Origin of the sequence: Thermosynechococcus vestitus BP-1 (assembly GCF_000011345.1) — a bacterium.
In the GTDB taxonomy this organism is placed as follows: Bacteria; Cyanobacteriota; Cyanobacteriia; order Thermosynechococcales; family Thermosynechococcaceae; genus Thermosynechococcus; species Thermosynechococcus vestitus.
The window spans coordinates 797,656-819,988 of sequence record NC_004113.1; the positions used below are offsets into that span (position 1 = coordinate 797,656).

Sequence of the window (22,333 nt, forward strand, 5' to 3'; positions counted from 1 at the left end):
GCTGGATACTCTCTCATTCTTTGTGGCGATAGCTAGCTTTGTTGCGATCGCCCGTACTCAGGGCTGCCAACCTCTAGAAGCTGGGGACTAACTGTGGATGATCACGATTAGAATTTTTAGCGGCGGCGGCCAGCAAGCCGTAAAAGAGAGGATGGGGTGCATTGGGACGGGAACGAAACTCGGGGTGAAACTGCACTGCAATAAAGAAGGGGTGCGCTGGATACTCAATAATTTCTACCAAGCGGCCATCGGGAGAGGTGCCCGTAATTTGATAGCCCGTTTCCAAAAAGAGGTTGCGATAGGCATTGTTAAACTCATAGCGATGGCGGTGGCGCTCGTAGATGACGGTTTCGCCGTAGAGTTTTTCCGCCAATGAATGGGGGGCTAGGCGGCAGGCATACAGCCCCAAGCGCATTGTTCCCCCCAAATCGACAATATCCTGCTGTTCCGGCAATAGGTGAATCACTGGGTGGGGCGTATTGGCATCGAACTCAGCACTGTTGGCATTTTCTAAACCGGCAATATGGCGTGCCCACTCAATGACGGCACACTGCATTCCCAAGCACAGCCCCAAAAAGGGGATTCCCTGCTCACGGGCATATTGAATGGCAGCAATTTTCCCTTCGACCCCCCGAATGCCAAAGCCTCCCGGCACAACGATGGCTCCAACGTTGCTGAGGGCAGTTTCAACACCATTTTCAACCAGTTCTTCGGAGTTGACCCAGCGGATACGCAGCTCTTGGTCTAGGGCGATCGCTGAATGGCGCAGGGCTTCTACCACCGAAAGATAGGCATCACTGAGGCGTACGTATTTACCGACGATCGCCACCTCCAGCGGCCTATGGGAACCGTAGAGCCGCTCCACAAGGGCTTGCCACTGACTGAGATCCGGCTGCCGTTGTTCCAGGTTCAACAGATTGAGAACTTGGGTCGCAAGGCCTTCGCGCTCAAGCAGCAGGGGCACTTCATAGATGCTTTTTGCATCCGGCGAGGGAATGACGCATTCCACAGGGACATCACAGAATTGGGAGAGCTTTTCCTTAATGCCCGGTACCAGGGGGCGATCGCAACGGCAGATGAGAATATCCGGCTGAATACCAATGGAGCGCAACTCCTTCACTGAGTGCTGGGTGGGTTTTGTTTTCATTTCCCCTGCCGAGGGAATCCAAGGCACCAAAGTCACATGCATAAACAGCACATGGTGCCGCCCCACCTCTGTGCGAAACTGGCGGATGGCCTCTAGAAAGGGTAGCGACTCAATATCGCCAACGGTTCCCCCAATTTCAATAATCACCACATCGGGGTTTTTGTCCTTAGCCACCCGTAAAATACGTTCTTTAATCTCATTCGTAATGTGGGGGATCACCTGCACTGTTCCCCCCATATAGTCACCGCGTCGCTCTTTGTTAATCACTGCTTGGTAAATGGATCCCGTCGTGACGCTATTGAGGCGGGACATGGGTGTATCGGTAAAACGCTCGTAGTGCCCCAAGTCCAAATCCGTTTCCGCCCCATCGTCGGTCACAAACACTTCCCCGTGCTGGAAGGGACTCATCGTGCCCGGATCGACATTGATGTAGGGATCAAGCTTGAGAATAGACACAGAATACTGCCGCGATTTCAGCAGCCGTCCCAGACTGGCGGCAACAATTCCCTTACCAATACTGGAGACAACACCGCCGGTCACAAAAACATATTTCGTCATTGTTGAATGCTAGGGCTGAGCCGCAGAGGACATACTCATCAAGACCTACGAACTATTCTCGCATATTGCGGCAGGGCGCCTAGGAGAAATTATTCACCAATTCCTTGACGACTTGGGATTGCTCCTCAATACGCTGCCTCAGCCGCTGACAGACCAAATCACACAGCGGAAAAATGGTGGGGTCAGCAATTTCGTAATAGACAGTAACCCCTTGGGGCTGTCGGTGCACCAGGCCAGCCTGGGCAAGGGTTTTCAAGTGCTTTGAGACATTGGCCTGCCCCAACCCAGTCTCTTGAATAATCTCCGAGACATTGCGCCGCCCTTGTTTGAGGGCACAGAGCACTTGCAGGCGACTTGGTTCCGACAGCACTTTAAAATACTCGGCAACGTGGGTGAGCAACTCAGGGGAAGGGAGGTCAGCCATAGGGGATATCGCACATTGGGCACATGGATGAATATAATTTTAATTTAGGCTAGGAATTTTATCATATAGCTGTAAAGTAAATAAAGTACTTCACCCTAGGGAGGGGGCATTCTGCGAGAAGCCTTAACGCAGTTTGACTGGCAACTTGATGGCAGGTTTGGGGGAGCTAGGTGTTGTGTTTTTTGGGCGTAGCCGTTGGGCATAGAAGGAGGCTGCTTCATCACCGCGGGCACATTCTTGGGCAAAGTTAATTAGATGATGCCCCACCACACCCACGTGGATCACTTGTTCAATTTGGCCTTTTTTCAGGGCAGGCCATGCCAGTTTCCAGAACGTCTTGCGGTAGCTCCCCCAAAGCCCCACGTGCCAGAGGAGATTTTTCATAATCCGCAGTCCCCGCAGGATATTTTCACGGCTGAGGCGAGCTGGACTATTGGGCACCGCAATGCGGTTGGGATAGGTGTGTTCCATTTGATAGGCAAACCGCTGGTAGAGAAACTCCGGTTCATAGGCAGTCGTGATAGTGCGGCGCCACATTTCTACCACTTCTTCGTAGGGCATGAGGAACTCAACATTGGACTCGCGGTTTTCGTCGTGGTTGAGGCGGCCTTCCGCTTCCAAGCGACGCCAGAGGGGAGTACGGGGTAGGGCGTGCAGCAGGTTAATCGTTAAGGTGGGGATGTGGGAAGCGCGAATAAACTCAAGGATGCGATCGCCGGTTTGTGGAGTATCCGTATCAAAGCCAATAATGATGCCAGAAACCACTTCCATGCCGTAACTATTGAGGGTTTGCACCGCCTGTAAAATTGGCATACTCAGGTTTTGATCCTTATGGATAGCATGGAGGGCTTCAGGTTCTGGCGTTTCAATGCCACAGAAAATCGTACAGAAATAGGCTTCCCGCATCATTTCTAGAAGTTTTGGGCTTTGGGCAATATTCAGTGTTGCTTCGCAGGCAAATTGCAGCGGGTAGCCATTGGCTTTTTGCCAGTCAATGAGGTGCGGCAGCAGTTCCATCACGGCGCGCCGATTGCCAATGAAGTTATCATCCACAAAATAGACTGCCCCCGGATTCCCTGAGGCCAGCATTGTGTCCAATTCCTTGAGGATCTGCTGCGGCGTTTTCAAACGCGGATTGCGGCCATAGAGTTCGGGAATATCGCAAAACTCACAGCGAAAGGGACAGCCACTGGAAAACTGAATACTGCCGAGGAAATAGTTTTCCATGCGCACATGCTGGTAGGCCGGCACAGGAAATTCACTGAGGGGCAATCGAGCAGTGGTTGCAAAAATGAGTTGCTGGGGTGGACGCTGGCTACCGTATTCATCAAAGTAGGCAATCATCTTGTCCGTGGCATCCCCCAGTTCCCCTAGGTGGAGAATATCCACATCGGGATAGTATTCCGGACAACTGGAGACCGAGGGCCCGCCAAGGGCAGTGAGTTTACCGTGACGATGGGCAATTTCGTTGATTTCTAAAATTTGTGGCCGCTGAATGTGCATGCCACTGGTAATGACAATATCAGCCCAAGCGTAGTCAGCATCGGTTGCTGGGCGTACATTTTCATCAATCAGGCGCACCTCCCAAGATTCTGGAAGATAGGCGGCCACCAATAAAATTCCTTGGGGTGGCATAAAGGCGCGTACCGTGCCCATGAGAGGGTAGGCGTGGTGAAACGTACCAAAGGAGCGGCTGTAGCGGGGAAAAATGCAGAGGATGCGCCGATGGTTACGGGGGGTATAGGGGACTCGACCACTGGTCATCTCGGGAACCAGTTTTATCTCATCGCTGCTCCGACGGAGGTTCATCGCCCACCACTCCTACCTACAGGCACTTTTCAATTAGGTATAGCCTACAAATGCGGCTATCGCCTAGGTTTTAGTACCCTTTGGCACTAAAGTCCAGTGTTAGGGGAATTTCTACCCGCTCAATGTGGGTTTTAAATGTGCCATTGGGGTATAGCGATAGATGACGAAAACCGGGACCAACGGGTTCAAGGGAAAATTCAGGGGCACGGGGCAAAAACTGGATACAGGTGGAGGGACAGCCGAGATACATTACCCCTTGCCGCTCAGTCATCAATTCTTGATGGATGTGACCAAAGAGAACGAGCTTCACCTGCGGGTGGGAATCTAACACGGCAAAAAGGTCCTCAGGGTTTTGTAGGCGGCTACTATCGAGCCAAGGAGCACCGGTCTCAAAGGGGGGATGGTGCAGGGCAATGAAGGTGGGGCGATCGCCCGTGTGACTCAAGGTGGCCTCTAGCCAGCTAAGGGTCTCAGGACTCAATTCACCATGAACTTTGCCCTCCACTTGAGAACTGAGGAGCAGGCCTTGCCAAGTCCCAAGATGGATTTGGCGATCGCCCCGTAGCGGCGGACGCTCAAGGGCCGGCACCATTGCCCTCGGCTCATCATGGTTGCCAGGAATCCAATATACGGGACAGCTAAAGTCTCTGAAAGCAGTGGCTAAACGTTCGTAGGTAGGGGTAATGGGTTCCTGTGCTAAGTCTCCCGTTAGGAGCACGGCATTGGGACTATGGCGACGAGTTGCCTCTAAAACAGCGGCTAGGGATTGAGCCGTAGGCAGGCCAAGGAGTCTGCCTTCATCGGTGGCAAATAAATGCAGATCGGATAACTGGATGAGGTAAACGGGTTCATTCATAAACTCGCTGAGGTCTGGGAACGCTGTAACTCGAATGCTGAGGCTACTTCATCTCATCAACCACCTTAACGCTGACAGACGTTGCCGACTCCCGCAAGCGGGTGGGTAAGGGGAGTTGTTGCCACCACTGCCCAAGCACTTGCCGCTGATTAATGATGTAAATGCTAACGAGCGTCAGACCCACTCCTAATAACTGAACCTGACTCAGGGTTTCCCCCAAGAACCAATGCCCAAAGGTGAGAGCAAATACTGGGGTGAGAAATGTTAGGGCACTGAGACTGGTGAGATTTCCCTTGGCAGCGAAATAGAAAAAGACACCGTAGGACAGCGCACTGCCAAAGAGAGTCGCATAGCCAAGGTTGAGGACATCCGACCACTGTAGGGCCGCCCAAGGCGCTGGGGTATTTAAGCTCGGCCAAATCAACAGCGGCAACCCGCCCAAGACCATGTGCCAGCCGGTCGCCACAACGGGATCCGCGTAGCGTGCTAAGGGACGCATGAGAATCGTCCCCACTGCCATCGAGAGGGCAGCCAATAGCATCCACAGCTCGCCCCGCTGCCACCACTGTCCCCAAGGAATACCTTGCCATGCGCTGGGTTGATGGAGCAAAGGCAATAGATCATCACCTAGACCAATGGCACTAATGCCCCCTAGGCCAAGCAAGAGCCCCAGCCAACCCCAACCGCCAACTCGCTCTTGATACAGCCAGCGGGACAACAGGGCTACCGCCAGGGGTTGGGAGTCAATCATCACAGAGCCAAGACCTGCGCCCGTTTTGGATAGGCCAGTGGCCAGAAGCCCCTGAAATAAAAAGCCATCCACAAGGGCAAAAAGACTAATCCATCCCCAGGCTCCCAAGGTATTGGGTTGGGGCTTACCGAGGGCGATCGCCACCCCTAAAACCAGTAGGCCTGCGGGCACAAGGCGCACACCGGCAATCCACAGCGGCGAGGTATGGGGCATAACCTCCTTCATGGCCACCATGGCAGTTCCCCAAAAGAAAAAGGGGGAGATTAAAATCAAGCGTTGCCAGAGTGCAGTCACAGGCGTTGCCAAACCAGAAGAATGTTAAGGATTATTGCGATTCGTATCCTTAAATTATAGTCCTGTCGTCGGAAACGGCAACTTCAGGAGGGAATTGCCAAGTTGATTTGCTATAACAAGTTCTAATGACCTTCCTGGCATCTTAGGGAAATTTCAGGCCGTGGGTGAGGAGCCGCAGCAGGAGATGAAAGCACTCGAGGTTTGGCAACGCTGGTTCCGGCGGGTTCCTAAGCCAGCGGAGCTAGCGATCGCCCCCGTGGGCACAACAGCCCCTGAATCTAAGCCCTCCCGCTGGCAAGTTTATCGTCAACGACTCATGGCATATGCATATGAGGGGTGGCCTTGGCTCATCCCTTTTTTTATCTCCGGGGCAACGCTCATGGCGGCCGGTACTTGGCTATTGCTGTTACCCCCCCTGCCCGATTGTCGTCACCCATTGTTGATCCTAGATAGTGCCGTCACGAGTTTATGAGATACTGAGCGTGTGTCTGGACTGTATTATAGGACCGTGCCATGAGGACACCTGACTACCGTCGCCACGATATTTCCGACCGGGTTTGGGAGCGGTTGGAACCGCATCTACCTGGACGCCGAGGGAGCTGGGGGGGTGTGGCGAAAGACAACCGGCAGTTCATCAATGCGGTGTTCTGGATACTGCGCACCGGCGCCCCTTGGCGGGATTTACCCCCGGAGTACGGAGATTGGAAGAACGTGCATCGAAGGTTCTGCCGCTGGCGAGACAAAGGCGTGTGGGAAAAGGTCCTTGAGCAGTTGATCGACGAGCCCGATTACGAATGGTTGATCATCGATGCTACTCATGTCAAAGTCCACCCTCATGCCACAGGGGCCAAAGGCGGCAACCAAGACATGGGCCGTACAAAAGGGGGCTCAATACCAAGATACATCTGGCCGTGGATGCGCATGGTATGCCGCTGCGAATGGTTATCACAGCAGGTACCACTGCGGATTGTCGCCAAGCTGCAACCTTGATCGAAGGAATCGATGCAAAGTACCTGTTGGCGGACAAAGGCTACGACAGTGATGCCCTCATCGCCCAAGCCAAAGAGCATGGGATGCAGCCTGTCATCCCTTCGCGCAGACATCGCAGACAGCGACGTGAATGCGACAAGCAGTTGTATCGGCTTCGTCATCTGGTTGAGAATGCTTTTTTGCATCTCAAGCGTTGGCGAGGTATTGCCACGCGATACGCCAAAAATACGGCTTCTTTCCTTGCTGCTGTGCACATCCGTTGTATCGCCATTTGGGCATCAATCTCGTGACGACAGTATCTAAGGGATGGCGATCGCCTCTACTGTGCCGATCAAGCAGCGCTCCACGGCAACTTACCCTCTCTCGCGCAAGCGATTGAAACCGTCAGTCAGTGGCCAGAAGATCACCCCCTGTTTCCTCAAGCTAAGCGGCGCCTGGATGAGTGGTCAGCTGTCCTATTGGTCATCGCCCGCCAACAGTTGAGCCAAGGCAATATCAAACTGGCAACGCTGCTCCTGAAAAAAATCCCCATCACTGCAGCAAGCTACTCCCAAGCCCAAGAGCTACTAAGCGCAACGAATGTGGGAGACGGTGGAAACTTGTTGGCGACGGCTGAGGCGGCACTGCGCCACCAGGATTGGGGATTGGCTTTGCTGCAAGTAAAACTCATGAACCAGCTGGGTACCGACTACTGGCGCGAACAGGCACAAAAGCTCTCGGTGCGCATCTCCCAAGAACAGGATGCGTGGGTACAACTGGTGCAGGCACGGGATTTGGCGGCTTGGTTAACGGCCAATGAACTGGCGGCGGCGGTTATGCTGGCTCTGAAAATTCCCCCAGAGGCGGTTGTCTATTCCCAAGCCCAGGCGGATATTCGCCGTTGGATTCCGGAAGTGTTTGCCTATGCTGAGGAACGCTTAACGGCCGGCGATCGCGAGGGTGCCTTAGCCCTCATTGAAAAAATTGCCCCGGCTCTCGATGTTTCCTACCACGATCGCCCAATCGTCATCCTCGGTCAGGCCAAAGCCCTTGCGGCGAAGGGAACGGTTCTAGGTTACTGGGAGGCGATCGCCCGCGCGCGGCAGATTCCGATCACAGATCCCTTCTATGAATCGGCTCAGGCCTACCTCAACACATGGCAGCAACGGTTGCGTAACCAGCAGCACCTCCAGTGGGCGACATGGCTTGCCAATACCCGTCTGCGCTGGGGGTATGCCTTGGCCATTGCCCAAGCTCGGCAAGTGCCCCTTGGTCAGCCGGAACGGGCTCAAGCCCAAGGTTTGATTGCCCTTTGGCAGCGGGATCTGGGCACGATTGACGAGCGGCCTCTGCTCCATGCAGCGATCGCCCTCGCAGAACGGAAACAGTACCAAGCTGCCCTAGGGGTTCTACAATCTTTCCCCCGCAATGCGGTGCTGGCTTCTGTGGTGGCCAACTATCGCGACCAGTGGCAGGCAAAACTCGAAGAAATTCAGGATCGTCCTATTCTGGATCGAGCGATTCGCTTGGCACGGCAAGGCAAACTGGAGGAGGCCATTCGAACCGCTGAGCAAATTGGTCGCGATCGCGCCCTCTCCCCCGAAGCCCTCAATCGCATTTGGCAATGGGACTATGAACTCAGCCTGCGCCAACGTCAACAGGCAGCCCCCACCCCCGCCTGGTGGGACAGCCCCCCCACTACCTCTGAAAGGACTGCTGAACCAGTCACTGAGCCAGAATCAGCTTCCCCGGCAACACCCACAGCAGAGGCCACCACCCCTGGGGTATCTCCCCCAGCAACACCCACACCAGAGGCCACTACCCCTGGAGTATCTCCCCCACCCACCCCTGAGACCACCATTGCCCCTGCCAGTCCTTCACCAACCCCTGAAGCTACTGTTGTCCCTACGCCGACACCTGTTCAATCTCCACCTGTTCAATCTCCACCAGCGGAACCGGAACCAACGGCTACCCCCTAGGGATCGCTGGTCATCGTAAAATAGAGGCTCTGTGCAGTATCGATAGCCCAGGTATGCGCCTCTCCCAAATGCTCTTTGTCACGCTCCGCGATGAGCCAGCGGAAGCAGAAATTCCCAGCCACAAATTATTGCTGCGGGCGGGATATATTCGGCGGATTGCCAGTGGCATCTATAGCTATCTGCCTTTGATGTGGCGAGTCTTGCAAAAAGTGAGCGCGATTGTTCGTGAAGAAATGAACCGCAGTGGTGCTTTGGAATGTTTGCTGCCGCAATTACAACCCGCTGAACTATGGCAAGAATCGGGACGTTGGGATACCTATACCAAAGCTGAGGGGATTATGTTTTCCCTCACCGATCGCGCTCAGCGGCAGTTAGGACTCGGGCCCACCCATGAGGAGGTGATCACTGCCCTTGCCAAGGACTTGATTCGCTCCTATCGGCAGTTGCCCGTGCACCTGTACCAAATTCAAACGAAATTCCGTGATGAAATTCGCCCGCGATTTGGCCTGATGCGGGGACGGGAATTCATTATGAAGGACGGCTACTCCTTCCATGCTGATGTGGCCAGCCTGAAGGAAACCTACCAGGTGATGTACGACACCTATAGCCGTATTCTTCAGCGCTGTGGCCTGACGTTTCGAGCTGTGGAGGCGGATTCGGGGGCGATCGGCGGCTCGGGTTCCCATGAGTTTATGGTACTGGCTGCCGCCGGCGAAGATGAGGTGCTCTATACGGCTGACGGCCAATATGCCGCCAATGTGGAAAAGGCCGTCTCGCTCCCCCCTGACGCGGTGCCAACAACCTACAAAACGGTGGCCACCCTAGATACCCCCAATGCAGCGACGATTGATGCCCTGGTTGAGCAGTTGCAGTGCCATCCTACGCAAATTGTCAAAAATGTCCTCTATCGAGCGGTCTTCGATAATGGGCGAGTGGGGCTTGTGCTGGTGAGTATTCGCGGCGATCAAGAGGTAAACAGCGTTAAGCTGCACAACACCCTCACTTCCCTTGCGCCCAACTACGGGGCAACGAAACTGCTGGATCTGCGGCTGGCAGATGCCCATACAGCCCAAGAGTGGGCAGCCACCCCCATTCCCTTTGGTTACATTGGCCCTGATTTAGAAGATGCCGTTATTAAAGCCGATTCCCAAATCATTCCCCAGTGGATTCGCATTGCCGATCGCACCGTGGTGGAGTTAAAGCGATTTATTACCGGAGCCAATCGCGATCAACAGCATCGGGTGGGGGTGAACTGGGGCAAATCCTGTCCCCTGCCCGCAATTATTGCCGATGTTCGCAAAGCCCAGGCGGGCGATCGCGCCTGCCATGATCCAACCCAGCACCTAGAAGCGGCACGGGGCATTGAAATTGGCCATATTTTCCAGTTGGGCACCAAGTATTCTGAGGCAATGAAGGCCACCTATACCAATGAGCAGGGGGAAGAGGTCCCTCTGGTGATGGGTTGCTATGGCATCGGCATTTCCCGCTTGGCCCAGGCGGCGGTGGAGCAGCACCACGACGCCCAAGGGATTGTCTGGCCGCTGGCGATCGCCCCCTACCAGGTGATCATTGTTGTACCCAACATTGGGGATGCGCAGCAAATGCAGGCGGCCACTGACCTTTACGAGCAGCTTCAGGCGGCAGGGATTGAGGTGCTCCTCGACGATCGCGATGAACGGGCAGGAGTGAAATTCAAAGATGCCGATTTGATTGGCATTCCCTATCGGCTGGTGACCGGACGCGCGATCGCCAATGGTGAAGTGGAACTCATCATCCGGGCAACGGGGGCGAAATCCACCCTCCCCTTAACCGAGGTTGTTCGTTATCTTCAAAAGGAGATTGCTCAGCAGTTAGCCCCATGATTCTCAATCCCCAACAGCGCACGAAATTGGATAGCCGTAGGGACGATCTCTTTTATGCGGCACCGCGCTTTGTTACCCATGTGGATGATTTCTTTCTGGCCCGCCTCACGGATCTCTACCGCCAATACTTGCAGCCACAGATGCGGGTCTTGGACCTAATGAGTAGTTGGGTGTCCCATCTACCCCCAGAACTCTCCTTTCAGGAAGTCGTGGGGCATGGGATGAATGCGGCGGAGCTAGCCCGCAACCCCCGGCTAGATCGTTATTTTGTTCAGAATCTCAATGAAGAGTTGGCCTTGCCCCTAGAGGATGCCAGTTTTAATGCCGTGTTGATGGCAGTGTCGGTGCAGTACCTCCAATATCCGGAGGCAACTTTTACGGAAATTGCCCGCATCCTTAAGCCCCAAGGGGTGGTTATTGTCAGCTTCTCAAATCGAATGTTTTTTGAAAAAGCGATTCAGGCGTGGCGGGAGGGTAGCGAGGGCGATCGCGTGCAGTTGGTGCAAACCTATATCAACAGTACTCCTTCCCTCAAGGTGATTGCAACGCATCTGCCCCGCCTTTGGCCTTGGCGGGGATTTACCGATCCCTTCTATGCTGTCGTTGGTCAAAAGCAAGCCGTGTAATGGTCAGAGGTGGGGTCTATGAGCAGTTTCGCGGTGCCCTCCTTGGCCTCCTATGGGGGATCGCTAAAGAGAATGTCAATCTAGGGCAGACATTGCCCCACCAATGGTTAGCCGGCAACCAAGGGGAGTGGCCAGTTCAGCTACCACAGTTGTTGGCATCATGGGATCAACCCTTGGTTTTAGTCCCCGAAGGAGTGCAGGAGATTCAAACTCTGCTCCATGAGTACCTAGAAGCCGCTTGGGTACCTGTGCCTTTGCCTGTACCCCCCGAGAGGGGGGACATCCTCCGCTATGCCTTGGCGATCGCCCCTTGGGACTTAGAACTGGCCCATCAAATTGTCAGCAAACACCAACCCAGTGCCGCTTTGCTCTTAAGCTGTCTTTTTGGTGCCTATTGGGGGGCACTGGCCCTACCCCTCGGTGCTTGGGAGTATTGGACGCCCACCGTGGCTGCAGTTCTCAGGAATGTGATGGCGCAATGGACAGGGGGGATGGGAAACGAGATCGCAATTGCCCCCAAGGCTGGATTACAACACTGGAGAAGGAACGGCACTGGGAACATAGCGCTCTAGCTGTGCACCCAAACCTTGCAATTTGGCTTCAATTTGCCAGTAGCCCCGATCTAAGTGCTGCAAGCCATAGACGTGGGTTTCCCCGTGGGCAGCGAGTCCAGCAACAACTAAAGCCGCTGTGGCGCGCAAATCCGTACCGGTTACCGGCGCACCGGAAAGATGGGGCACCCCGCGAATGGCAGCGTGATTCCCCTTGACGCGAATATCGGCACCCATGCGATTCAGCTCAGCCACATGGCCAAAGCGATTTTCAAACACGGTTTCACTGACTAAACTATTTCCCTCACTAATAGCCAGCAACGTCATCATCAGCGCCTGCATATCCGTGGGAAAGCCAGGGTAGGGGAGCGTTTCAATGTCGGTGGCACGATAGCGCTGGGCAGGGGTGAAGCAGACACGGGTGGGATCGGGAAATTCAATCTTCGCTCCCATCTCTGCCAGTTTGGCAACCACAGGCGTCAGGTGGCTAGGAATCACGGGTGCCAAAGTAATTGCCGAGCGGGTGACCGCCGCCGCCAAGAGAAATGTACCCGCTTCGATGCGATCGGGGATGATTTCGTATTCAGTACCGTGGAGGCGATCAACCCCGACAATCGTGATCGAATTGGTGCCGGCGCCATAGATTTTTGCCCCCATGGCGATACAGAAGTTGGCCAAATCCACCACTTCCGGTTCTTGGGCCGCATTTTCAATCGTGGTTTCCCCCTCGGCAAGGGTGGCGGCCATCATTAATGTTTCAGTGGCACCGACGCTGGGATAGTCCAAGTAAATCCGGGTGCCTTTAAGTTTGGTGGCACGGGCGGTGACAACACCGTGATCAATGGTGACTTCGGCCCCCATTGCCTGCAAACCGCGCACATGCAGTTCCACTGGACGGGCACCAATAGCGCACCCCCCTGGCAAGGGAACGCGGGCAACACCCAAGCGTGCCACCAAAGGGCCAATGGCAAAAAAACTTGCCCGCAGTTGGCTGACTAGGGCATAGGGGGGATCATTGGTATTTAATGCTGTGGCATCAATAGCGATCGCCTCACTGCCAAGGCGTTGTACCTTGACCCCCAATGCCTGTAAAATTTCCCCCAGGCGACGAATATCTGCTAGATCAGGCACGGCACGGAGAATCGTTGTATCCGCTGCTAGGAGTGCCCCCGCCATCAAGACGAGTGCTGAATTCTTGGCTCCGCTAATCCTCACCTCACCCGATAACCGATAGCCCCCCTGAATCTTGAGGTGTGCCTGCTCTGTGGTCAGCGGCGGTGTGGTCAAGGCTAGCATAGTTCACTCTCACAGCCAAAAGAATTCCAAGCGATTATATCCTATCAGTGCGAATTTTATGCAAAGATCAACAGAGGAAAGATAGTTATTGTGCAAGTCATTTCATTTTTTGATGGAACCCCAAAATCTCAGCGATTTACTGCGGCAAGAGGTAGCTAAACAGAGTCAAGCCCCCAGCAAGCGGAGTCGCCACCAGCCCACCAAGGCAGAACTAGAGCAAGAACTGGCCACCCTCAAGGCAGCCTTAGCAGCTGTAGAAGCTGAGAAAATGGCTCAGAGCGCCCAGATAGAACAACTGCAAAAGGAATTGCAAAGGTGGCGCGATCGCGCCCAAGGGCTCGACAGCGAGCTTCAGGAACTCCAAACCCGCCATCAGGCGCTAGTAGCCGAATTTGAAGAGGCCAAGGCAGTCATTCGCCAACTCACTGCCCCTCGGCCCTACCGTTTTGAGGATGTGGGATTTAAGCCCCTTGTCAATGAAATTCCTACCCCCAATCCCAATGCCTCTCCCCTTGGGGATGCGGAAATTGGCTGGTTCGACTAGGGATGGTCCAAGCCCTGGGGAGCCTCTTTGAGAATATTAAAAAAATGTAAAGGCAGATAAATCAATTATTAAAATTCCCGCAGTGGTAATTTAATGTACATTTCACAAATCTGTATTAGCCTTAAGTTAAGTTATTGCCGATTCCTGCAGAGCCACAGTTTTCATGAATAATCCCGCCACTCCTGACGGTTATCCTGTTCATTCAGTTTCCCAGACCAACCCTGCTGCCAAGGATGAACACTGCGATTTGTATATCGAGAGCGATCGCACAGGGATGACAGTGCAAACCCTGAAGCGCGCCTTTGTGGATAATCTCCACTACATCCAGGGCAAGGATGCCATGTTTGCTACGCCCTATGATTACTTCATGGCCCTGGCCTACACGGTGCGCGATCGCCTGCTGCATCGGCGGATTAAAACCGCCCAAACCTATTTTGAGCAGGATGCAAAGGTGGTCTATTACCTATCGGCAGAGTTTCTCATTGGTCGCTTGCTCCTGAACAACCTAATTAACGTCGGCCTCTACGAGCAAACAAAGCAGGCAATGGCCGACTTTGGCCTTGACCTCAACGAACTGATGGATCGTGAACCAGAGCCGGGGCTAGGCAATGGCGGTCTAGGACGCTTAGCGGCTTGTTTCCTCGACTCTCTGGCTACTCTTGAAATCCCCGCTGTCGGCTATGGCATTCGCTATGAGTTTGGTATTTTCGAGCAAATTATCACCAATGGCTGGCAGCACGAGGTCCCCGACAACTGGTTGCGCTTTGGTAACCCCTGGGAAATTGCCCGTCCTGATTACAACGTTGAAGTGAAGTTTGGCGGTCATACCGAAGCCTACACTGATGCCCAAGGGCACTACCGCGTCCGTTGGATCCCCAGCACCACCGTTTTTGGCACGCCCTACGATACGCCCATTCCCGGCTATGGCAAAAATACGGTAAATACGCTCCGTCTCTGGAGTGCTCGTGCAGCCCAAGACTTCAACCTTCAGGTGTTTAACGCCGGGGACTACACCCAAGCAGTTTCTGAAAAAACCTTTAGTGAGAACATCTCGAAGGTCCTCTACCCCAACGACAACACCCCCCAGGGCAAAGAATTGCGGCTGCGGCAACAGTATTTCTTTGTCTCCTGTTCGTTGCAGGACATTATCCGCCTCTACTTGCGCCGGCACACCAGCTTTGATGCCTTCCCCGACAAGGTGGCCATTCAGCTCAACGATACTCACCCCGCCATTGGTGTGGCTGAACTGATGCGACTGCTGGTGGATGAGTACCAACTGGGGTGGGAAAAAGCGTGGGACATCACCCAGCGCACCTTTGCCTATACCAACCACACGCTGCTGGCGGAGGCCCTTGAACGCTGGTCGGTAGATCTCTTTGGTCAACTGCTACCGCGCCACTTAGAAATCATTTACGAGATTAACTACCGCTTTCTGAATGAGATTCGCCTGCGTTACCCTGGCAATACCGCGCGGTTGGCACGGATGTCCCTGATTGAGGAAAGTTATCCCAAGCAGGTGCGTATGGCGCATTTGGCCTGTGTTGGCAGCCATACGGTCAATGGTGTGGCGGAACTCCATACAGAACTGATCAAGGAGGAACTCCTACGGGACTTCTATGAGATGTATCCCCACAAATTCCAGAACAAAACCAATGGCATTACCCCTCGCCGTTGGCTGCTGATGAGTAATCCCCCCTTGGCCAGTCTGATTACCGAAACGCTGAAGAGCGATCGCTGGATTACCCACCTAGAAGACCTGCGCGGCCTAGAACCCTACGCAACCGATCCCGCCTTTCAGGCGAAGTGGCAGCAAGTCAAACAAGCCAACAAAGAGCGCTTAGCGGAGTACATCTGGCGCAACAACCAAATTGAGGTGGATCCCTACTCCCTCTTTGACATTCAAGTGAAGCGCATCCACGAGTACAAACGGCAGCATTTGGCCGTGCTCCACATCATTACGCTCTACGAACAAATTAAGGCCAACCCCAACATTGATCTTCAACCGCGTACATTTATTTTTGGTGGCAAGGCGGCTCCCGGCTACTTCATGGCCAAGATGATCATCAAGCTGATCAATTCTGTGGCCGACATGGTCAACCACGACAGCGATGTGAATGGTCGCCTCAAAGTGGTGTTCCTCAGCAACTACTCAGTCTCCCTTGGTGAAATGGTCTATCCTGCCGCTGATCTCTCGGAGCAGATCTCCACCGCTGGCAAAGAGGCCTCTGGCACTGGGAATATGAAGTTTGCTCTCAATGGCGCCCTGACGATTGGAACGCTAGACGGTGCAAATGTGGAAATCCGCCAAGAGGTGGGGGCAGAGAACTTCTTCCTCTTTGGTTTGACAGCGCAAGAGGTGATGAGCCTGAAAGCGGAAGGCTACAACCCCCACGAGTACTACAACAGCAACCCAATGCTCAAGAAGGTCATTGACAGCCTGATTTCCGACTACTTCAATCCGCGGGAGCCAGGGCTATTTGAACCCATTGTTAATTCCCTGCTCAATGAGGATCAATATATGCTCTTGGCGGACTACCAATCCTACGTGGACTGTCAACAACGGGTCGCCCAAGCCTTCCGCGATAAGAGCCACTGGACCCAGATGTCTATTCTCAATGTGGCGCGCATGGGCAAATTCTCCAGCGATCGCACCATTGCTGAGTACTGCAAGGACATCTGGCATGTTGAACCTGTTCCTGTTTCCTTGGACACTTGTCGGCCTGCGTTTCGCCCCAGTCGCATCAGTCAAGCCAGTGGTCTTTAGGTGAGTGTCTTTTTGCTCTACACTAGGGCAAGTCTCAAGCTGGGGAACAAAATGAATGGCAGGAATCGCTGCAGCCCTACGGGTTTTTCAAAGTCGCAAAATGGCGGCACTGCTCTTGTTGGGCTTTTCGTCAGGGTTGCCCCTGTTTCTCACCAGCCGAACACTGCAAGCATGGATGACCGTTGAAGGCATTGACTTGACGGCCATTGGCCTCTTTAGCCTTGTGGGGTTGCCCTACTCCCTGAAGTTTCTCTGGTCACCCTTGCTGGATCGCTATAGGATGCCCTTTTTGGGACGGCGGCGGGGCTGGTTACTGCTGATTCAGCTGCTCCTGTTGGGGGCGATCGCCCTGATGGCGGTGCAGGATCCCAGTAGGAGCCTGCGGCTGTTGGCGATCAATGCCCTCGCCATTGCCTTCCTAAGCGCCAGTCAAGATATTGCCGTGGATGCCTACCGTGCCGATGTCCTCGCGCCCCCTGAAATGGGAGCAGGTGCGGGTATTTATGTCCTTGGCTATCGCATAGCGCTTTTGGTCACAGGTTCCCTAGCCTTGATCCTTGCGGATCAACTGCCCTGGCCAGTGGTTTACGCCCTGATGGCGCTGCTAATGGGGGTGGGTATGGTCACTACCCTCTGGGCACCGGAACCAGAGGTGCAGCCCCCGGCTCCGCCGTCATTGGCGCAAGCAGTCATTCGGCCCTTCCTTGATTTTTTCCAGCGCTACGGCTGGGGCACGGGGCTGATTATTTTGCTCTTTATCTGCCTCTATCGCTTGGGGGATGCCCTCACGGGCAACATGATGACCCCTTTCCTGTTGCAGCAGGGCTTTAGCCAAACCCAAATTGGGGCCGTACAGGGGGGTGTAGGACTGATGGCCACCATCGTTGGCGCCCTTGCTGGGGGAGCGGCCATCAGTCAAATTGGTATTCACCGTGCTCTGTGGATTATGGGGGGATTGCAAGCGTCTAGCAATCTCTCCTATTTTGTTTTGGCCAATGCCGGTGCCAATCCAACAGTGATGGTGGCTGCCATTAGTATTGATAACTTCTGTGCCGGGCTGGCGATCGCTGCTCTGACGGCTCTGTTAATGAGTCTTTGCAACCCCCAATTTAGTGCAACCCAGTATGCGCTGCTCTCCAGTCTCTTTGCTTTTAGTCGGGATATCCTGGCGGCCCCTGCGGGTAAAGTGGCAGAAATGATGGGGTGGCCACTCTTTTTTCTCTTTACAATTGGCGCTGCCTTACCAGCTCTGCTACTTTTGCCGTTTTTTGCTCCTTGGCAAGCGAGGCCCGCCTTTCCCCGTCCCGGCAGTGATGATTGAAAATACTGGATGTGACTTGATGTCGATGCCCCTAGCAAATCCTCCAATGACGACGCTGATTCCCGTTCCCCTTGGTGAGCACTCCTATCGGATCGCCATTGGTGCCAACACCCGGCGGCAGTTGCCCGCTCTTTTGGCCGCATATACCCCCTTGACCCCGAAAGCACCCGCCCTCATTGTCTCTAATCCACAAATTTGGCGGCACTACGGCACGGATGTGCAAGGGGCATTAACGCAAGCCGGCTGGCAGGTGACCCCCTGCATCCTACCGGCGGGGGAACGCTACAAAACCCTCAGAACTGTTGAAAAGATTTATGATGCTGCCCTGAGTCAGCGTTTAGAGCGGGGTTCCACCCTCTTTGCCCTTGGCGGTGGCGTCATTGGCGACATGACTGGCTTTGCAGCAGCGACCTGGCTGCGGGGAATTGCGGTGGTTCAGATTCCCACCAGTCTGTTGGCGATGGTGGATGCGGCCATTGGTGGGAAAACAGGGGTGAACCATCCCCAGGGCAAAAATCTTATTGGCGCCTTTCATCAACCCCGTCTTGTGGTCATTGATCCTGATGTTTTGGCAACCCTGCCCCCGAGAGAATTTCGTGCTGGCATGGCAGAGGTGATTAAGTACGGCGTCATTTGGGATGCTGAGCTATTTCATTTGTTGAGTCAGTTGCCGCGCTTGGATTGCATGGGTGCTTTGCCCTCTGAGCAGTTCATCCAAGTCCTGCGGCGTTCCTGCCAAGCAAAGGTGGATGTGGTTAGCAAGGATGAGCGGGAAGCGGGGCTGCGTGCCATTTTGAATTATGGGCATACGATTGGCCATGCCCTTGAAAGTATAGGCAACTATCGTCTTTTGAACCACGGTGAGGCGGTGGCCATTGGTATGATTGCCGCTGGGGAACTAGCGGTGGCGCTGGGGTATTGGTCAGCAGAAGCTGCCGCTGCCCAACGGGCACTGATTCTCAAAGCAAAGCTGCCCACAACGATCCCCCCCCACTTTGATGTGGAGGGACTGCTGGCACTCCTACAGCACGACAAGAAGGTTCAGGCGCAAAATGTACGGTTTATTCTCCCCACCGCCATTGGCCATGGGCAAATTTGCGATCAGGTACCGGCAGAACTGATTCGAGAGACGCTCCATCGCCTGCAGGCCTAGCTAGAGGGTGGAGTGTCTAGCAAACTTTTTTTGCTGGCTTTTAATTCTTTCCAGAGATTTTTAATTTGCTTATAGGCGTCCTGAGGGGAGAGTTTGCCACTGTTTTCGAGGCTGGCAATGTAGCTCACTCGGGTTGCAAATTCCTGCAGGTTGGCATCAAATAAAAAGTTTTCGGGTGTAAACTCACCATAGTAACGGTGGTGGGGGTGTAAAAATTCGTATTTATTCATTGCTTACCTATCCTTTGCGCGCAGGAATTAACCTAGGATTAACCTATTTTTAACCCTAGCTTAACTAATTTTCCCTGGGATTAGTGTAACTGCCGTAACAAAACTGTGAACTCCCTGGGGGGGTAAAAGGGGCTTTGTTAACAAATATTAGCAAAAAGTTAAGCATTATTAACTTTGATTGATTAAATAAAGGAGACTTATCACACTACATAAGGGAAGTGTGATCCCTCGCGATCGCCAGATAAAATGCTGTGATTTAGGAAATGGATAGATGATGCACGGACTCTCCTTGGCGCCCCGTTATCGCTTAGATGATGTTGATCCTTGGCTCTTAGGAATTGATCCCAGCCGTCATTATTGGCTGCAAGTCAATGGAGATCCCGAGCAGCGGGTGGCCATTCCGGGAGTCTGCGTCCAGAGCATCTCTGAGCTGCGGGAGATCATGGCGGCGGTGCGATCGCTCCAGCCGGGGCAGCAGTTGCAAATTCAGCGGGCGGCTACCTGCTTAGAAATTCACTGTGTCGCTGAAAATCTGCTGGCGATCGCCCACGCGGTTGACGGTGCTCCCGTTTGGCATCTTTTTGATCGCGAAACCCTCGAAAGTTTAGTGATGAGTGCCCATCCCCACTGGCAATGCCGGCTTGAGGACGTGGAGTTGGGGCGGCAGCAATTGTGGCGGTCCTTTCAGTTACCGGTGGCTGCCTGAGCCGGGTCAAGGGCTTCGCTAATCCGCCGCAGCACGCCATTGATAAAACGGTGGCTGCCCTCATCGCTATAGCGTTTGGCCAATTCAATGGCCTCGTTAATCGCCACCTGCTTGGCAACCTCAAGGTAGCGCATTTCCACTACAGCAATTTCAATAATGGCACGATCTAGCTGCGTCAGCCGCTCCAGTTGCCAATCCACCATTGAGCGATTGACCAGTTCTTCAATCTCGTTTTGGTATCGCTGTAAACAGCGCAGGAGGGCGATCGCGTAGGCCTGAACTTCCTCCTGATGGGCAAAGTAGAGGATCTCAGGTAAATCCAGAGCAGCGCCTATTTTATTCAAACCCTTTTCCGCCCGCTGCAGGGCATCCTGAAGCACCATCTGTGCCTTTTCCAGGTGGGGCAACTGGAATTCACTGTGGCGGAGTAGTCGTTGACTTTCACTGAGTTCGGTGCCGGCCTGTTCGAGGGTATCGCGCACATCACTCGCCAAGGTGCGTACCGCCATCAGGATCAAACTGCGGCAGTCGCTTTCATCCAGCAGTTTCGGTTGGCGTAACACTTGAGCCGCACTCAGCAAAGCCAATTCACGAGCAACACGACGAGCAGTAATCATGGGTTAATCCTCAAAAAAAGTTCCTAGGGCACCGGAGCAGTGGCAGGGGTCAACGCCGAAGTTGGAACCGCTCCTGGGGTGACAATCCCTGCAAAAATAATTCGCTTAAAGGTGTCCTCGATCGCAATATCCAAATCTCGCACATCCGGGTCACTGGCCATCCCATACCAACCTGTGGTGGGGTTGGGGGAGGAGGGGAGCCATAGACTTAACATAGGATCAGAAAAGACCGTTGGCAACGAACCATTTGTGCCAGTGACAAAGGCCGCGGCCCACACACCCGGACGCGGGTATTCTACGAGCACCAGACGGTGAAAGCAATCGCGCGAGTCCCGCAGAATTGTCTCCAGGAGTTGTTGCAGCACTTTATGAATCGTGTGGTAAATTGTGCCCGCCAGGGAAATGCGCTGGAAAATGCTCTCACCAGTGTTCAACAGCCACTGGCCAAAGATATTGCGGACCATTAAGGCAATGCGCAAAACCCCTGTTAAGGGCACAACAATCCCCACGGCTACATTGAGCAAATCCACCAGCAGGGAGTGCCAAGTTTTGAAAGCGTTCACCTGCTTAGGAAGACGGGTCAGGAGAGCCAAGACCCAACGGGAAACAGAAATCGATAGCCAAATCCTCGTTGCTAGCGGGATCACCACCAGCAGACCGGCAATGAGATCGTTTTTAATTGCTTGTTGGCATCGGTGCAGCACAGATACTCGCAGGAGCAGACTTCTGTTTCTAGCTTAGCGGTTGCTGCCACTGCGGGCACGGTGGAAGGCCAAACTGCTGTAGAGCATGAAGGCGGCATCCCACGGACTGTCCTCCCGGCGAAAGAGGTTAAGGTGGGGGGGGATTTTACTCAGAAGTTCTGTAAAGTCTAAGGCGGTTTCTGCAAAGCTGGTGAAGTCTTGCCAGACGGGGCGATCGCCACAGTGCTGCTGCCAAAGACTCGATAACTGCCGCCACTTCGCCCATGAGGTACTTTGATCCAAATCCAACTCGCTCTGGATCACCTCTGTCACTTGGCTCAGGGGAATCCCTTGGTGAAACTGGTAACCGCCGCGATAAAAGCGCAGGATTTGATTTTGCTCCAACAGATGAAGATCACAGCACTGGGCATGATCCTGAATCTGTTCTTTGCGGGTGACTTTCCCTTGGCGATCGCGATCGCATACCTGCTCAAAAATCGGTAGCAACCCCTCAACTCGCTGGCTCACCTGTGACCAACTAAACGTAAACTCCACTGGCTCTGATGATAGAGAAGCCGTACATACCACACGCGGCCTTGGCTCTAAGGCTGCAAAATAACGCACCTGCAAGACGGGTGTGGCTGTCAGGGCCTCAAAAGGGACACAAAAGAGGGTAAACCCCTGCTGCTTTAGTTCTTGACAATAAACGCTGAGTTCCCCAAAGTTGCCCGTGCGGATCAAACGCCAGCCCCGCGACGGGATCAAAAGGCGCGCCGTGTAGGGGTCAATCTTGAACAGGGTGGCTAAAAGGCGGGCAAGAATCACCCGCTGCTCTGCGGCAGCCACCCCCTCGAGGATCAAAACGCCCTGCTGCTCTAGGCCCACCACGGCATGGGTTTCTAAAATGGCCTGCTGCCGCTGCTGTTGGCGAATTTGCTCAATTTTTTCGAGGCCGCGCCGTGCCATTTGCATCAGCTTGGGGCCACAGTTTAGCCGCAGTAATTGGCGAAAGTCTGACTCAGCCTCCTCTAGCCGCTTTGTCTTGAGATAGAGTTGGCCTCGGCACAGGAGGACCCCAGGCTCCTCAGGAGGCAAGGTGGCCAGCAATTGCTCTGCCTGCTGGAAATTTCCCTGATCCAAGGCTGTCAAAACCTCAGTCAGCATGGCAGCACCCCGACATTATTTTCTATTTT

21 protein-coding genes are annotated in these 22,333 nt (G+C 54.0%); 11 read left to right on the forward strand and 10 right to left on the reverse strand.

Translation table 11 applies throughout. The features are described from left to right. Nucleotides 1-73 precede the first annotated feature (73 nt). From TLL_RS03905 to TLL_RS03925, 5 genes are all read right to left on the reverse strand, one after another. A complete protein-coding gene (locus tag TLL_RS03905) occupies nucleotides 74-1,705 on the reverse strand; it encodes a CTP synthase (protein ID WP_011056613.1) in 1,632 nt (543 codons plus the stop codon). A 79-nt stretch (nucleotides 1,706-1,784) separates the two neighbouring features. Beyond that, nucleotides 1,785-2,129, reverse strand: a complete 345-nt coding sequence (locus TLL_RS03910) for an ArsR/SmtB family transcription factor (RefSeq protein ID WP_011056614.1) — start codon at nucleotides 2,127-2,129, stop codon at nucleotides 1,785-1,787. A gap of 123 nt (nucleotides 2,130-2,252) precedes the next feature. Beyond that, nucleotides 2,253-3,938: a B12-binding domain-containing radical SAM protein gene (locus TLL_RS03915; RefSeq protein ID WP_011056615.1), complete on the reverse strand. Its 1,686-nt coding sequence runs from the start codon at nucleotides 3,936-3,938 to the stop codon at nucleotides 2,253-2,255. A 70-nt stretch (nucleotides 3,939-4,008) separates the two neighbouring features. Beyond that, nucleotides 4,009-4,794 carry a 3',5'-cyclic-AMP phosphodiesterase gene (cpdA, locus tag TLL_RS03920; RefSeq protein WP_011056616.1) on the reverse strand — a complete coding sequence of 262 codons (786 nt, stop codon included), beginning with the start codon at nucleotides 4,792-4,794 and terminating at the stop codon, nucleotides 4,009-4,011. A 43-nt stretch (nucleotides 4,795-4,837) separates the two neighbouring features. Further along, nucleotides 4,838-5,779: a DMT family transporter gene (locus TLL_RS03925; protein ID WP_164921119.1), complete on the reverse strand. Its 942-nt coding sequence runs from the start codon at nucleotides 5,777-5,779 to the stop codon at nucleotides 4,838-4,840. Between the two features lie 244 nt (nucleotides 5,780-6,023). Between TLL_RS03925 and TLL_RS03930 the strand changes: the two genes are divergently transcribed. From TLL_RS03930 to TLL_RS03955, 6 genes are all read left to right on the forward strand, one after another. Beyond that, nucleotides 6,024-6,311 (forward strand): hypothetical protein, encoded by a 288-nt coding sequence (locus TLL_RS03930; protein ID WP_164920756.1) that lies wholly within the window; start codon nucleotides 6,024-6,026, stop codon nucleotides 6,309-6,311. Between the two features lie 41 nt (nucleotides 6,312-6,352). Further along, a protein-coding gene (locus TLL_RS13495) for an IS5-like element ISTel4 family transposase (protein WP_315862510.1) occupies nucleotides 6,353-7,119 on the forward strand; the annotation gives its coding sequence in 2 pieces (ribosomal slippage) (nucleotides 6,353-6,704 and nucleotides 6,704-7,119; 768 coding nt in all). Between the two features lie 168 nt (nucleotides 7,120-7,287). Beyond that, on the forward strand, nucleotides 7,288-8,787 hold the full coding sequence (locus TLL_RS03940; RefSeq protein WP_164920757.1) for a hypothetical protein: 1,500 nt from the start codon (nucleotides 7,288-7,290) through the stop codon (nucleotides 8,785-8,787). A 53-nt stretch (nucleotides 8,788-8,840) separates the two neighbouring features. Continuing rightward, the gene (locus tag TLL_RS03945) at nucleotides 8,841-10,649 is read left to right on the forward strand and encodes a proline--tRNA ligase (protein ID WP_011056620.1); all 1,809 of its coding nucleotides are present in this window, start codon (nucleotides 8,841-8,843) and stop codon (nucleotides 10,647-10,649) included. Then, nucleotides 10,646-11,275, forward strand: coding sequence for a class I SAM-dependent methyltransferase (locus TLL_RS03950; RefSeq protein ID WP_011056621.1), 630 nt, complete (start codon nucleotides 10,646-10,648; stop codon nucleotides 11,273-11,275). The genes TLL_RS03945 and TLL_RS03950 overlap by 4 nt, the downstream gene beginning before the upstream one ends. Beyond that, complete coding sequence (locus TLL_RS03955) at nucleotides 11,275-11,847, forward strand: hypothetical protein (RefSeq protein ID WP_011056622.1); 573 nt, start codon at nucleotides 11,275-11,277, stop codon at nucleotides 11,845-11,847. The genes TLL_RS03950 and TLL_RS03955 overlap by 1 nt, the downstream gene beginning before the upstream one ends. Here TLL_RS03955 and murA read toward each other — a convergent pair. Beyond that, nucleotides 11,803-13,122, reverse strand: a complete 1,320-nt coding sequence (gene murA / locus TLL_RS03960) for a UDP-N-acetylglucosamine 1-carboxyvinyltransferase (protein ID WP_011056623.1) — start codon at nucleotides 13,120-13,122, stop codon at nucleotides 11,803-11,805. The two genes, TLL_RS03955 and murA, sit on opposite strands and share 45 nt — an antisense overlap. A 112-nt stretch (nucleotides 13,123-13,234) precedes the next feature. Between murA and TLL_RS03965 the strand changes: the two genes are divergently transcribed. The 4 genes from TLL_RS03965 (at nucleotide 13,235) to aroB (ending at nucleotide 18,904) form a co-directional block, all read left to right on the forward strand. Next, nucleotides 13,235-13,666, forward strand: a complete 432-nt coding sequence (locus TLL_RS03965) for a hypothetical protein (RefSeq protein WP_011056624.1) — start codon at nucleotides 13,235-13,237, stop codon at nucleotides 13,664-13,666. A 163-nt stretch (nucleotides 13,667-13,829) separates the two neighbouring features. Further along, nucleotides 13,830-16,430: a glycogen/starch/alpha-glucan phosphorylase gene (locus tag TLL_RS03970; protein WP_011056625.1), complete on the forward strand. Its 2,601-nt coding sequence runs from the start codon at nucleotides 13,830-13,832 to the stop codon at nucleotides 16,428-16,430. A gap of 55 nt (nucleotides 16,431-16,485) precedes the next feature. Next, a complete protein-coding gene (locus tag TLL_RS03975) occupies nucleotides 16,486-17,751 on the forward strand; it encodes an AmpG family muropeptide MFS transporter (protein ID WP_011056626.1) in 1,266 nt (421 codons plus the stop codon). Between the two features lie 46 nt (nucleotides 17,752-17,797). Then, a complete protein-coding gene (gene aroB, locus TLL_RS03980) occupies nucleotides 17,798-18,904 on the forward strand; it encodes a 3-dehydroquinate synthase (RefSeq protein WP_011056627.1) in 1,107 nt (368 codons plus the stop codon). Here the strand turns inward: aroB and TLL_RS03985 are convergent. Beyond that, nucleotides 18,901-19,134 (reverse strand): DUF7219 family protein, encoded by a 234-nt coding sequence (locus tag TLL_RS03985; protein WP_011056628.1) that lies wholly within the window; start codon nucleotides 19,132-19,134, stop codon nucleotides 18,901-18,903. The two genes, aroB and TLL_RS03985, sit on opposite strands and share 4 nt — an antisense overlap. Before the next feature lie 271 nt (nucleotides 19,135-19,405). On the opposite strand from TLL_RS03985, the gene TLL_RS03990 reads away from it, so the two are divergent. Further along, the gene (locus TLL_RS03990) at nucleotides 19,406-19,840 is read left to right on the forward strand and encodes a hypothetical protein (protein WP_011056629.1); all 435 of its coding nucleotides are present in this window, start codon (nucleotides 19,406-19,408) and stop codon (nucleotides 19,838-19,840) included. Here the strand turns inward: TLL_RS03990 and nusB are convergent. From nusB to TLL_RS04005, 3 genes are read right to left on the reverse strand one after another with little or no spacing between them, the layout of a single operon-like run. Further along, the gene (nusB, locus tag TLL_RS03995) at nucleotides 19,819-20,457 is read right to left on the reverse strand and encodes a transcription antitermination factor NusB (RefSeq protein ID WP_011056630.1); all 639 of its coding nucleotides are present in this window, start codon (nucleotides 20,455-20,457) and stop codon (nucleotides 19,819-19,821) included. The genes TLL_RS03990 and nusB overlap by 22 nt on opposite strands. Nucleotides 20,458-20,480: 23 nt before the next feature. Further along, on the reverse strand, nucleotides 20,481-21,161 hold the full coding sequence (locus tag TLL_RS04000) for a DUF502 domain-containing protein (protein WP_011056631.1): 681 nt from the start codon (nucleotides 21,159-21,161) through the stop codon (nucleotides 20,481-20,483). Nucleotides 21,162-21,194: 33 nt separating this feature from the next. Then, the gene (locus TLL_RS04005) at nucleotides 21,195-22,304 is read right to left on the reverse strand and encodes a tetratricopeptide repeat protein (RefSeq protein WP_011056632.1); all 1,110 of its coding nucleotides are present in this window, start codon (nucleotides 22,302-22,304) and stop codon (nucleotides 21,195-21,197) included. Between the last annotated feature and the right edge of the window lie 29 nt (nucleotides 22,305-22,333).

Excerpts from the sequence above, each read along its gene's own strand:
- TLL_RS03910 (WP_011056614.1), bottom strand. The coding sequence starts at position 2,129 with ATGGCTGACCTCCCTTCCCCTGAGTTGCTCACCCACGTTGCCGAGTAT.
- TLL_RS03975 (WP_011056626.1), top strand. The coding sequence starts at position 16,486 with ATGGCAGGAATCGCTGCAGCCCTACGGGTTTTTCAAAGTCGCAAAATG.
- TLL_RS03915 (WP_011056615.1), bottom strand. The coding sequence starts at position 3,938 with ATGAACCTCCGTCGGAGCAGCGATGAGATAAAACTGGTTCCCGAGATG.
- TLL_RS03930 (WP_164920756.1), top strand. The coding sequence starts at position 6,024 with ATGAAAGCACTCGAGGTTTGGCAACGCTGGTTCCGGCGGGTTCCTAAG.
- cpdA (WP_011056616.1), bottom strand. The coding sequence starts at position 4,794 with ATGAATGAACCCGTTTACCTCATCCAGTTATCCGATCTGCATTTATTT.
- TLL_RS03925 (WP_164921119.1), bottom strand. The coding sequence starts at position 5,779 with ATGGTGGCCATGAAGGAGGTTATGCCCCATACCTCGCCGCTGTGGATT.
- TLL_RS03955 (WP_011056622.1), top strand. The coding sequence starts at position 11,275 with ATGGTCAGAGGTGGGGTCTATGAGCAGTTTCGCGGTGCCCTCCTTGGC.
- TLL_RS03905 (WP_011056613.1), bottom strand. The coding sequence starts at position 1,705 with ATGACGAAATATGTTTTTGTGACCGGCGGTGTTGTCTCCAGTATTGGT.
- TLL_RS03990 (WP_011056629.1), top strand. The coding sequence starts at position 19,406 with ATGATGCACGGACTCTCCTTGGCGCCCCGTTATCGCTTAGATGATGTT.
- TLL_RS03950 (WP_011056621.1), top strand. The coding sequence starts at position 10,646 with ATGATTCTCAATCCCCAACAGCGCACGAAATTGGATAGCCGTAGGGAC.
- TLL_RS03970 (WP_011056625.1), top strand. The coding sequence starts at position 13,830 with ATGAATAATCCCGCCACTCCTGACGGTTATCCTGTTCATTCAGTTTCC.
- murA (WP_011056623.1), bottom strand. The coding sequence starts at position 13,122 with ATGCTAGCCTTGACCACACCGCCGCTGACCACAGAGCAGGCACACCTC.
- aroB (WP_011056627.1), top strand. The coding sequence starts at position 17,798 with ATGACGACGCTGATTCCCGTTCCCCTTGGTGAGCACTCCTATCGGATC.
- nusB (WP_011056630.1), bottom strand. The coding sequence starts at position 20,457 with ATGATTACTGCTCGTCGTGTTGCTCGTGAATTGGCTTTGCTGAGTGCG.
- TLL_RS03985 (WP_011056628.1), bottom strand. The coding sequence starts at position 19,134 with ATGAATAAATACGAATTTTTACACCCCCACCACCGTTACTATGGTGAG.
- TLL_RS04005 (WP_011056632.1), bottom strand. The coding sequence starts at position 22,304 with ATGCTGACTGAGGTTTTGACAGCCTTGGATCAGGGAAATTTCCAGCAG.
- TLL_RS03945 (WP_011056620.1), top strand. The coding sequence starts at position 8,841 with ATGCGCCTCTCCCAAATGCTCTTTGTCACGCTCCGCGATGAGCCAGCG.
- TLL_RS03965 (WP_011056624.1), top strand. The coding sequence starts at position 13,235 with ATGGAACCCCAAAATCTCAGCGATTTACTGCGGCAAGAGGTAGCTAAA.